We start from the raw sequence: 12,496 nt of genomic DNA, 5'->3' as shown, positions 1-12,496 counted from the left end.
CGCGCTCAGTCCGCTCCGCGCTCAGTCCGACCCGGCGCTCGCGCGGGCGCCGGAGCGGCTCACCACGTCGCGCGGTCACCGCCCCCAGGAGCCCTCGACCGCGCGGGCGAGGATCCCGACATACCGGCGGCACCGGTCGGCGACGGTCGCCTCGTCGAACAGATCGGTGGAGTACTCGACGACACCCCGCAGGCCGGCGCCATCCGGGGTGACCATCACCGTCCAGTCCCGCCGCGCACAGTCCAGCCCCTGGTCGGTGACGTCCGCGACGAGTCCGGGCAGGCGCAGCGAGGGCATCCCCGAGTTCCACGCGAAGAGCGCGGTGGCGAACGGCGGCGGATCCCCCATCCGCCAGTCGGGGTCGACGACGGCGTAGAGGGCCGGCAGCGGGGCGGGCTGGTGCCGCACCGCGTCGAGGAACACCGCGTCGGTCCGCGCCGCGAGGTCGACCAACGGCTCCCCGTCGCGCACCCGCACCCGCAGCGGAAGGGTGCTCGTGAACAGGCCGACGACCGACTCCAGCTCACGACGGTTTCGGTGGGCGTACGGGCAGGCCAGCAGGACGTCCCGGGTCCCGGTCAGCTCACCGACCAGCCGCGCGTACGCGGCGGCGAGCACCGGGAAGAGCGTCAGGCCCGCCTCGGCGGCGAGCCGGGTCAGCCGGGCGGTCAGTTCGGCCGGCACGTCGAAGGCGTACTCCGCGCCGCCGGACGGCGTGGCCGGACGGGGCCGGTCGGTGGGCAGCGGGAACGACCTGGGCGCCTCGGCGAGGCTGTCCCGCCAGTGGTCGAGCACGGCCGGCGGCACCTCGACCGCCCGCTGCCGGCGCGCATGGTCGACGTACCGCAGCGCCGGCGCGCGGTCGGGCACCGTGCCCCGGTAGCCGCGCCCGAGCTCGTCGAGGAGTTGGAGCATCGACCAGCCGTCCCCGCAGAGGTGATGCACGACCATCAGGAGCACCCAGCGGTCGTCGGCCAGCCGGGCGAGGCGGGCCCGCAGCCACGGCCCCTCGGCCGGGAACGGCTCCCGGCCGCCCGCCACGCACCACGCCCGCACCCCGGCGGCATCGGTCTCGCCAAGGTCGAGCACCGGCACCGGCACCGGACGATGGGCCAGCACCTCCTGCACCACCTGGCCGTCGCGCGCCACGACCCGGCTGCGCAGGGCCTCGTGTCGGACGACGAGGGCGTCGACCGCCGCCGTCAGGGCAGGCACGTCCAGCCGGCCGGCGAGGTCGACGCGTACCGCCATGTGTGCGGTCGCCGGGTCGGGGGCCAGCCGCTGCCGGTGCCACATCAGCTCCTGCTGGTACGTCGCCGGCGCCCGATCCCGCACCAGCGGGGCGGCTTCGGCGGCACCGGACGTCGGCCCGACGGGCTCGGCGGCACCGGACGTCGGCCCGACGGACTCGGCGGACTCGGCGGCACCGGACGTCGGGCCGACGGACTCGGCGGCCATCGCCCGGACTCCCGGGCTGCGCAGCACCCGGTCGACTCCGACCTCGACGCCGAGCGCCTCGCGAAGCCGGTTGGCCAGGCGCACCGCGCCCAGGGAGTCGCCACCGGCGGCGAAGAAGGAGACGTCCAGCGGAACATGGGCGACGCCCAACTCCGCGCACCAGGAGTCGTGCACGAGCCGTTCCCGCCCCGGGCGCGGCTCCTCCCCGACGGGTAGCGCGGCGGGCGGTGGGAGCCGGGACACGTCGATCTTGCCGGTGTCCCCGGTGGGCAGGGCGTCCAGCACCAGCCACGCCCGGGGGACGAGGTGGGCCGGCAGCCGTTCCCCCAGCTCGGCGGCGAGGTGGGCGGTCCGGGCAGCGGGCGGTTCGGCGTCGTCGTCGAGGACGACGTACCCGACGAGGTACGGCTCGTCGCGGTCGTGCCGGGCGACGACGGCGGCCTGTCGTACCCCCGGCAGGAGGGCGAGCGCGGCGGCGGCCTCGCCCGGCTCGACCCGGTGCCCGGCGATCTTCACCTGGTCGTCGACCCGGCCGAGGAACTCCACCGTGCCGTCCCCGCGGAGCCGGACCAGGTCCCCGGTTCGGTACATCCGGCACCCGGGCGTCACGGCGAACGGGTCCGGCAGGAACGCCGCCGCGGTCGCGGCGGGCCGGCCGAGGTACCCCCGGGCGAGTCCGGTCCCGCCGACGTACAGCTCGCCGACCGCGCCGGGCGGCACCGGCGCGGCATGCCGGTCCAGCACGTACAGCCGGCGGTGGTCCACCGGCCGGCCGATGTCGATCGGGCCGGGGCCCTCGGGCCCCACCGGGCCGGCGGTGGTGACGATGGCGACCTCGGTCGGGCCGTAGGCGTTGAGCACGGCGGCCGGGTACCCGGCGGGCGGCCGACGACGCAGTTGGCTTCCGCCCACCACCAGGGTACGGACGGTCGGGGCGGGCGGCGTCGGGAGCGCGAGGACCAGCTCGGCGAGGGGCGCCGGCAGGAAGGCGACCGTGACCCCGGCGCGACGCCACTGGTCGACCAGCCGCGCGGGATCGGCGCGCACCTCCGCCGGCACGAGATGCAGCGTCGCGCCGGCCGCGAGCGTCGGGTGGATCTCGGCCAGGTTCGCGTCGAACCCGAGGCCGAGGGCGTGCGCCACGGTGTCCGCGCCGGTGAGGGCCAGGTTTCGCACGTGCCAGTCGACGATGTCCACGGCCGCCCGGTGCGGCACGCCCACCGCCCTGGGGCGGCCGGTCGAGCCGGAGGTGTACACGCACCAGGCGAGGTGGCCGGAACCGACAGCATCGACCGGGTCGGGCAGTCCGGGCTCGGTGGGCGCGTCCACCAGCATCCGGACCACCCCAGCCGGGCCGGGTGGTCCGGCCGACGGCGGGTCGGCCGGCCCATCGGGTCCGCGTGCCGGATCAGCCGGCCGGGTGGGGTCGACGACGTCGGCGGCAGTCAGTAGCAGGCGGGCACCGCTGTCGGCGAGCAGGTCACGCAGCCGGGCCACCGGCAGGCCCGGGTCCAGCGGCAGGAAGGCCGCGCCGGCCAGCAGCACACCGAGCTGCGCGGCGACCAGCTCCGGCCGACGCGGCAGGAGCACCGCCACGAGGTGGTCCGGCCCGACACCGTGCGCCGCGATCCGGCGGGCCAGGTCCCGGGCCCGATCGCGCAGGTCCCGGTACGTCCACCTGTGCTCCCCCGCGACCACCGCGATCGCGTCCGGGGTCCGGTCGGCCTGCCGGGTGAACAGGTCGTGCAGCCGGTCGGCGGTGGGCGCGGGCTTCGGCCCGACCGGCCGGTCGTCGGGGTCTTCGAGGCGGGCGGCCAGCCGGGACAGCGCCACGCCCGGCTCGCGGGTCAGCACGTCGAGCAGCCGGTGGAGGTGGTCGAGCAGCCGGTCCACGGTCGACCGGTCGAGCACCTCCGTGCGGTACTCCACGTGGCAGCGCAGCGTCGGGCCATGCGACAGGTAGACCATCAGGTCGACCGGCGCCTTGTCCAGGCCCACCGGCAGGGGCTCGGCGGTGACGCCCGGCAGGTCGAAGGCGAACGCCTCCGGGCCACTCTCGTACTCAACGACCACGTCGAAGAGGGGATGGCGGCCGGCCTCCCGAGGCGGGGCCACCGCGTGCACGAGGGCATCGAACGGGACGTGGTCGTGCTCGTACCCGTCGGCGGCGGTGGCCCGGACCCGGGCGAGCAGGTCGCGGAAGGTCGGGTCGCCGGTGAGGTCCAGCCGCAGCGGAAGGGTCCTGACGAAGAACCCGATCAGGCCGGCGGCCCGCTCGTCCCGACCGCCCGTGCCGGTGCCGACCACCAGGTCGGCCTGGCCGGTGAACCGGAACAGCAGCACCCCGAACGCGCTCAGCAGGGTGGTGAAGGGGGTGACCCGCTCGTCCCGGCTGAATCGCCGCACCCGCTCCGCCAGCTCGGCGGGCAACTCGCGGAAGACGCTCTTCCCCGCCGTCGACGGCCATGCCGGACGGGCCAGGTCTGACGGGATGACGAGGGGCGGCGGAGGCGGGTCGAGCCGGCCCCGCCAGTAGGCGAGATCCTTCTCGTCGGGCTCGCCGGCGTCGGCCGCCGCCAGCTCCGGGTAGCTGACCGGAAGCGGGGGCAGGTCCGGGGCTATGCCGGCCACCCGGGCCCGGTAGCAGGCCGAGACCTCCCGGGTCAGCACGGCGTACGACTCGCCGTCGGTGGCCAGGTGGTGGAACGCCAGCACCAGCACGTGGTGGGTGGCACAGAAGCGCAGCAGCGTGAAGGCGAACACCGGTCCCCGGGCCAGGTCGAACACCCGTCGACTCTCGACAGCCAGCGCACCCCGGACCGCCGCTTCCTCCGCCTCGCCGGTGTGCTCGTGCACCGGGCAGTCCACCGTCATCCGCGCGTGGACGACCTGTCGGGGCTCCCCGTCGACCTCCGCGTAGCTGGTGCGTAGCGGGGCGTGTCGGTCGACCACGTCCTGCAACGCGCCCCGCAGCGCCGAGTGGTCGAGCGGGCCGACCAGCCGCACGGCTGCCGCCTCGTTGTAGGCCGGGGTGCCCGGGTGCAGCTGTTCCACCAGCCACAGCCGGCGTTGCGCCGCCGACAGCGGCGCGGTCTCACCGCCCCCGCCGGAGCGCACCGGCCGGTCCGGTTCCCGCGCCGGACGGCTACCATCCATCGAGGACCCGGCAGCGGCGGCAGGGCGGCGCGGGGTGGCCCGGCGCAGCGCGTCGAGCGCCGGGAGGCCGGCGCGGACCGCATCCGCCGGCAGTCCGAAGTCGACGAAGCAGGCGATCTCGTCGGCGCCCGCGTCGAGCACCGCCTCGACCACGGACCGGCAGCCTGCCGGGGAGCCGATGAGCGCCCGCTGCGCGCAGTACCGCTCGTACGCCCGGGACAGCACGAACCGGACGTCCTCGTCCGGCGTGTCGGCCAGGTCGATGCTCATGCCGAGGCTGTTGACGACCTGCCCGAGCAGGCCGAACGAGGAGCGCAGGTAGGCGCAGAACGGCTCGAACGCCTCGGCGCGGGCCTGTTCGGCGTCCTCGCCCAGGTAGGTGTGCAGCAGCACCACCACCCGCCCGCCCGCCGGGTCGAGCCCGTGCTCCGCGCGGGTACGCCGGTACAGGGCGATGTTCTCGGCGAGACGCGCCACGTCCTGCGTCATCAGGTTGGTCACCACGCCGACGTCGCGCCGGGCAGCCTCCCGGTAACTGTCGGGGTTGCCGACGATCGCGGTGAACACCGGCGGCTCGGCCTGTACCGGCCGGGGAAAGAGCCGTATCTCGATGTCTTCGCCGCTGCCCGACCGGGCCGACACCGCCTCCCCACGCCACAGCCGCCGGACGGTGTCCAGGTGCTCGTACATCACCTGCTTGCGCCGGCCGAAGTGCTCTGGCCGGAAAACGAAGTCGTTGGCGTGCCAACCGGGGGCGCAGCCCAGCCCGATTCGACCTCCGGAAAGGTTGTCCACCATGGACCACTCCTCCGCGACCCGGACGGGGTGGTGCAGGGGCAGCACCACGGAGCCGGCGTTGAGCCGCACCCGCCGGGTCCGCGCCGCGAGGGCGGCGGCGAGCACCGATGGGTTGGGAAAGAGGCCACCGAAGGAGTGGAAGTGCCGCTCCGGCATCCAGACGGCGTGGAAGCCATGCGTGTCGGCGAACTCCGCCGCGTCGAGGATGACCCCGTACTTGTCCTGCTGGTCCTGGTCCGGGTAGTCGCCGAAGAAGTAGAGGCTGAAGTCGGCGGTGCCCCCCGGCGTGCCGGCGACCTCGGTTGCGGTCGCCGGCACGGCCTGGCCCGGAGCCGAGGCCAGGCTCGGCGGCGCGACGACCGGCGGGGTCACCGGCGACGGCACGATCGACGGGGTCACGGCCGACGGGGCGGTCGCGGTGCCGCCGAGCCTGGGGGCTGCGCCGAGCAGTGCGAGCTGCTTTTCCATCAGGTCGAGCTGGCGGTGGATGATGCCGGCCAGCTCGCCCGGCACCGGTCGGTGCGCGTCGTCGGCCGCGCCCTGGTTCTCCGTCCCGGTGTCAGCCGGCCCGGTCGGGGCGGCGGCCGGCCCCGCGCCGGTCGGCTCGGCCGCGCCCGGCAGCGGTCCGGTCGCGCCGGGGCCCGGCTCGTGGCCGGTTGCGGTCGGCGCGGGTGCAGGCGGGTCCGCCGCCGCCGCAGCAGCAGCGACGGTGATCGCGGTGGCCAGTCGACGGGGGGTGTCGACGGTGGTGAACAGGTCCCGCACCGGCACCCGGACGGCGAAGGCACGGTCGATCTCCCGAGACATGTTGATCAGCAGGAGCGAGTCGGCGCCGAGGGCGAAGAAGCTCTGGTCGGGCTCCACCTCGGCGACGGTCACACCGAGCCGTTCGGCGGTCAGCGCCCGGACCCACTCCAGCACCGGCCCGTCCACCGCCGCCACCCCAGGCGGGACGGCGCCGGACGGAACGGACGCGTCGACACCGGCGGGGCCGATCGACGCGGGCACGCCGGTGGGTGGCGGGGCAGCAGCCGGCCCTGCGGTCGACGTCGGATCGGCCCAGAAGCGGCGGCGCTGGAAGGGATAGGCGGGCAACGAGACCCGCCGTCCGCCGTGGCCGCCCGCGAGCGCCGCCCAGTCCAGCGAGGTGCCCGCGACGTGCAGCTCCGCCGCCGCCCGCCACAGCCCTTCGGCCGCGCCCAGACCACGGCGCTGGGACGGCACCCAGCGCGGCGTCGACCCGGCCGCCCCGGTGATGCCGGTGAGCACGCCGTCCGCGCCCGCCTCGACCACCGTCCGGCAACCCTCGGCGGCCAGGGCGGAGACGGCGTCGTGCCAGCGCACCGGCTCACGCGCGTGGCGGCACAGGTAATCGGCGTCGGGCCGCCAGCCGGGCGGGCGTACCCGGCCGTCGAGGGCGCTCACGACCGGCAGCCGGGTGGGCCGGAACGCGATTCCGTCGGCCAGCGTCCGGAGGCGGTCCAGCACCGGTTCCACGGCAGCCGAGTGGAACGCCCGGTCGACCGAGAGCCGCCGGGTCACCACCCCGAGCCGGGCGGCCCGGGCCACTGCGGCGTCGACCTCGGCCGGCGGCCCGGCAACCACGTGCCGGTCCGGCCCGTTGACCGCCGCCAGTTCCAGCGACGACCCGGCGATCAGGTCGTCCACGACGGGCCGGTCGGCCAGCACCGCCAGCATCCCGCCGGGCGGCAGGTGGTCGGCCATCAACCGGCCCCGGTGGGCGGCGAGCCGGACGGCGTCGGTGAGGGAGAGCGCACCCGCGATGACCAGGGCGGGGTACTCGCCGAGGCTGTGTCCGAGGACGTGGTCCACGGCGAGGCCCCACGACCGCCACAGCTCGGCCAGCGCCACCCCGGCGGCGACCAGCGCCGGCTGACCGATGTCGGTGGGACGGCCGGTGGGCGGTCGTTCCCCGCGCAGCAGGGCGACCAGGTCGCCGCCGACGGCCTCCCGGTACGCGTCGGCGGCCTCGTCGAGCGTCGCGCGGACGACCGGGAACCGCGTCGCCAACGGCAGCAGCCCGTCGCGCACGTCGCCCTGGCCCGGGAACGCGAGGGCCACGGGCCCGGCGGCTTCTCCGCCGGCGTCGCCCGTGACCACGGCGGCCGGGAGGCCGGCGGCGTACCGGTCCAGGGTTTCGGCCAGCGCGGCGGTCGAGTCGCCGAGAGCGACCAGACGGTGACGCAGGTGGCGGCGGCCGGTGGCGGCGGTCAGCACCAGGTCCGCCAACGGCAGCGTCGGCTCGGCGTGGAGCCGGTCCCGGTGGGCCAGGGCGAGCGCGGCCAGCGCGGCGGGGTCGGCGGCGGAGAGCGGGAGCAGGCCGGGGGCCGGTGGCCGGCCGGGAACCGGGACGGGGCGGGGATCGGGACGGGGCGGCGGCTCCTCGACGATCACGTGGGCGTTGGTGCCGCCCACGCCGAGGGCGCTGACCGAGGCCCGCCGGGGCGATCCGGTCGCCGGCCAATCGGTAGCGACGGTGGCGACGGTGAACGGGCCGCCGTCCAGGTGCAGCGCGGGGTTCGGCCGGGCGAAGTTGATCTGCGGTGGGACGCGACCGGAGCGGACGGTGAGCACGACCTTGACCAGCCCGGCCATCCCGGCGCAACTGTCCAGGTGCCCGATGTTGGCCTTGACCGAGCCGAGGAACGCCCGCGCGGGCGCGTACGCCTCGGCGAGGGCGTGGTGTTCGACCGGGTCACCGAGGGCGGTGCCGGTGCCGTGCGCCTCGACGTACCCGACCGAGGCCGCCGGCACCCCCGCGTCACGCAGGGCCCGCCGGACGACGTCCACCTGCCCCGGCACCCCCGGCGCGGTGTAGCCGACCTTGCCGGCCCCGTCGTTGTTGACCGCCGAGCCGAGGAGCACCGCGTGGATGCGGTCGCCGTCGGCGAGCGCCCGGTCGAGCGGCTTCAGCACGACGGCCGCCACCCCGTTGCCGCCGACGGTCCCGTCGGCGTCGGCGTCGAACGGCCGGCACCGGCCGTTCGCGGACAGGATCGACCCGGGGGTGTGCCGGTGCCCGGTGACCTGCGGGACGTGCACCGCCACCGCACCGGCCAGGGCGATGTCGGCGTCGCCGGTGAGCAGGGCGCGCGCGGCCAGGTGCACCGCGACCAGCGAGGTGGAACAGGCGGTCTGCACGGTCACGGCGGGGCCGGTCAGCCCCAGCCGGTACGCGACCCGGGTGGCCAGGAAGTCGGGTTGGTTGCCCAACGCGGCACCGATCGTGGTGGCCGGGTCCGCCGAGTCGACGGCCTGCTGAAGCTGGTGGCGCAGGTAGGTGTGGTGCGGGTACAGGTTCATACCGCCGCCCGCGTATACGCCGATCCGCCGGCCGTCGGTCTCGCCGGGGTATCCGGCGTCCTCGAGGGCGTGGTGGCAGGTCTCCAGGAACAGGCGGTGCTGCGGGTCCAGCAGCTCGGCCTCGCGCGGGCTGATGCCAAAGAAGCCGGCGTCAAAGCCGGTGACGTCGTCCAGGACGCCGCTGGCCGCGACGAGGTCCGGGGCCCGCAGGGTCTCCTCGGGCACCCCGGCCGCGGCCAGTTCCTCGGGGGTGAAGCGGCGGATGCTCTCCACCCCGGCGAGCAGCCGTTCCCAGTACTCGTCGACGTCTGCCGCGCCCGGAAACCGCGCGGCCATCCCGATGATCGCGATCCGCCGATCCGTCACCCGCTCCGATGCCGGCACGGGATCAGACATAGACGCGGGGCCAGACGTCGGGCCGGCGGCGGTGAGGTGCGCGCTGAGCGCGTCGACGGTGGGGTGGGCGAAGAGCGCCGGCTGCGGGACCGGGTGCCCCAGGGCCTGTTCCAGCCGGGCCCGCAGCCGGACGATCTCGACGGAGCCGACGCCCAACTCGTAGAAGGGCCGATCAGTGTCGACGGGCCGGCCGAGGATGTCGGCGAGCGTCTCGCGGACGACCGCCCGTACCGCGGCCCGCCCGGGCCCAGCCGGTGGCCACTGCCCCGCCGGGTCCGTGCCGGGCCCCGCCGGGTCCGGTCGGGCCCGCGTCGCGGCGGCGTCGGGGCCGCCGGGTGGGAAGCCCCCGGCGAGGAGGCGACGCCGCAGCTCCGCCCGCTGGATCTTGCCCCCGGTGGTACGCGGGAACTCCTCCTCGGGGACGGCCACCACCCGCGCCGGAACGACCTGCCAGCGTCGGGCCACCGCCGCGACGACGGCCTCGGCCACCTGGTGTGCCGGCCCGGCCGCGGCGGCATCGGGGACGTGGAAGATCACCAGGGCTTCGGTACCAGTCCGGGGGTCGGGCACGCCGACGGCGGCGACGAGCCCGGCGCGCACCCCGGCGGTCCCGTCGACCGCCCGCTCGATCTCGTGGCAGGGGATGTTCTGCCCGTTGAGGATGAGCAGGTCCTTGGCTCGGCCGGTGACGGTGAGCGAGCCGTCGCGCAGGTAGGCCAGGTCCCCGGTCTCCAACCAGTCGCCGTCGGGGAAGGCCGCCCGGTTGGCCTCGGGGTCGCCGAGGTAGCCGGGAGTGACCCGGGCCGAGCGGACCTGCAACCGGCCGACGCGGCCCTCGGGGAGCACCGCGCCGTCGGCGTCGACGATCCGCAGGGTGGCCCCGGGGGCGGGCCGGCCGACGGACAGCAGTTCGGTGCAGTCGCCGGCCGCGTCGTCGTCGACCCACTCCACGTCGCCGTCGAGGCTGGCCGTACGGACCCGCTGCCGGCAGCCCGGCGCGGTGAACGACGTGAAGGTGATCCCGGTGCTGGTCTCGGACATCCCCCACGCCGGGGTCATGGCCGCCGCCGACACCCCGGTCGCGGCGACGAACGCCTCGAAGGTCTCCGGCAGGCACTGCTCCCCGCCGCTGACCATGCGCCGCACGCCGCCGAGGTCCCACCGCCGGCCGGGGGCGCGCGCCACGGCGTTGGCGACCAGCCGCAGGCCGAAGTTCGGCGCCCAACTGTGCGTGACCCCGTATTGGCGCATCAGGTCCGGCCAGTGCAGCGGGTCCGCGAGCACCCGCGCTGTGGCGACGTGCACGGAGTCGGCGCCGAGGAACACCCCGCCGAGGTGGTACAGGAGCAGACCGGCGACGTGGTCCAGCGGCAGCCAGTTGAGCAGCACGTCGCCCGGGTGCACGTCGAGCATCTCGCGGGCACCGACGGCGTACTCGGAGAGGCCCCGGTGGGTCAGCGGGATGATCTTCGGCGTGCCGGTGCTGCCCGACGACAGTTGCAGGACGGCCACCCCGTCGGGATCGGGTGCGACGTCGGGCGCTGCCCCGGCGGCGTCGGCCGTCGTCAGGTCCGCCACGGCGAGCACCCTTGCGGACGACGGAAGGCCGGCCAGCCCCGCGACGTCCTCGGCGCCGGCGACGACAACCGGAGCGTCGAGGGCCCGCCAGGCGTGCAGCAACGCGGCGAGGGCGGGGCTGTCGGCGTCGTAGCCGGCCGGGGCGCCGACGGTGAGCGGCGCGACGCCGCCGAGCACACAACCCCAGAACGCCGGCCAGTACTGGGCGCCGGAGGTGACCCGCAGGATCACCGACGAGCCGGCGGCGACCCCCCGCGCCCGCAAACCGGCCCGCACGACGCGGGCGCGGGCGAGCAGCGTCGGGTGGTCGAGGAACGCGGTGCGGCCGTCCTCGTCCACGACCCGGATGCCGGCGTCGGGGAACTCCCGCGCCGCCCGCAGCAGCGCCTCACTCAGCGTCCGGGGGTGCTCCTGGTCGTCGGGCAGATCGCCGCCATGACTGACGGCGGGACGGCGAACAGGCTGCGCGGGGATCACGGCGTCACCTCGACGGGTCGCGGGGGCGGCTGGCCATGCCGGTCGGCCAGCCGGAACGTCTGCACGAGCAGGAAGGTGAGGGCTACCGCGAAGGCCGCCCCGTGGGCCACGGCGACGACCGCGAGCGGGGCCGTCCGGTCCAGCGCGACCGCACAGCCGATCATGCCGAGGCCGAAGCCGGCGTTCTGCGCCGCGCTGGCGAAGCCGAACAGCCGGGGGCGGCGGGCCTCGTCGACCGCCTGGAGCCGGGTGGTGTAGCCGATCTCGGCGTAGCCGTCCGCCGCGCCTGCCGCGAGGGTCAGCGGAACCAGCAGCCAGAGCGGAGGATCGGTGAAGGCGAGCACGAAGAAGACCGACATCAGGCAGGTCGCCACGCCGAAGGAACGCGGGGAGCCCACCTGGCTCCCGGGACGGGCGGCCAGCCGGGCGCACCATCGGCCGGCGGCCAGGCTGCCCACCGCCCAGGAGGTCATGAAGATGGCGGCGTACCAGGCGGGTGAGTCGGGGCGGACCAGGGTGGCCTGCACCGGGATGCCGACGTTGTGCGACGCGGACCCGAATGCGTCGGCGGCGCGTACGCCGATCATCGCCACCACCACCGGCGCGACCGCCCGCAGCACCCCGACGCCCGCCAGGGCGCTCGGCCCGGCGGGCGCCGCGGTCGCGGGCGCGGTGCCCGGCCTGCGGGCCGCCACCCGGGCCAGCAACCCGGCGGAGAGCGCGTACGTGCCGGCGTCGAGCAGGAACGCCACCTGGTAGCCGAGTTGGGCGACCAGGATGCCCGCCGAGGCGAACCCGAGCAGCATCGCCACCGACCGGGCCGACACGAGCCGGGCGTTCGCGCGGGCCCGCCGGTCGGGGCCGGCCAGCTCGGGCAGCTCACTACGCAGCGCGACCCCCCAGAGGGTCTGACCGCAACCGAGCACCACGGCGAGCGCGTAGAGCATCGCCGGCCGGGCCCCGGCGGGGGCGACGACCAGCAGCGCCAGGGTCACCGCCGACAGCACGTCGGCGCCGATCATCAGGCGGGTACGCCGGCAGCGACCGGCGAGCAGCCCGCTAACCGGTCCCATGAGGAAGCCGGCGGCCATGCGGACGGCCATGAACAGGCCGGTCTGCACGGCGGAGCCGGTCACCTCCAGCGTGAACAGGCCCAGCGCCACCAGGTTCAGATAGCTGCCGTACGTCGAGGCTGCCTGCGCGGCCAGGACCAGCCGCAGGTCGCGCGCCGGACGCCCCCCGTCGGCCCCATCCACCACTGCAGGTCCCCACCACTGTCGATGCCCTCCGGACCGCCGATCTTGCCTGG

The 12,496-nt window shown here is 76.0% G+C and carries 2 protein-coding genes; both read right to left on the bottom strand.

What is annotated here, in order from left to right; genetic code table 11:
* Window positions 1-75: 75 nt before the first annotated feature.
* Window positions 76-11,187, bottom strand: a complete 11,112-nt coding sequence (locus SNR22_RS21860) for a non-ribosomal peptide synthetase/type I polyketide synthase (protein ID WP_320068497.1) — start codon at window positions 11,185-11,187, stop codon at window positions 76-78.
* Window positions 11,184-12,443, bottom strand: coding sequence for an MFS transporter (locus SNR22_RS21855; protein WP_320068496.1), 1,260 nt, complete (start codon window positions 12,441-12,443; stop codon window positions 11,184-11,186). Before SNR22_RS21855 ends, SNR22_RS21860 begins: the two co-directional genes overlap by 4 nt.
* Window positions 12,444-12,496: the final 53 nt, after the last annotated feature.

Source organism: Micromonospora sp. RTGN7 (genome assembly GCF_033804645.1).
Classification (GTDB): domain Bacteria; phylum Actinomycetota; class Actinomycetes; order Mycobacteriales; family Micromonosporaceae; genus Micromonospora.
The sequence above is the reverse complement of the archived record's forward strand: the minus strand, read 5'-3'. Positions and strand labels throughout refer to the sequence as shown.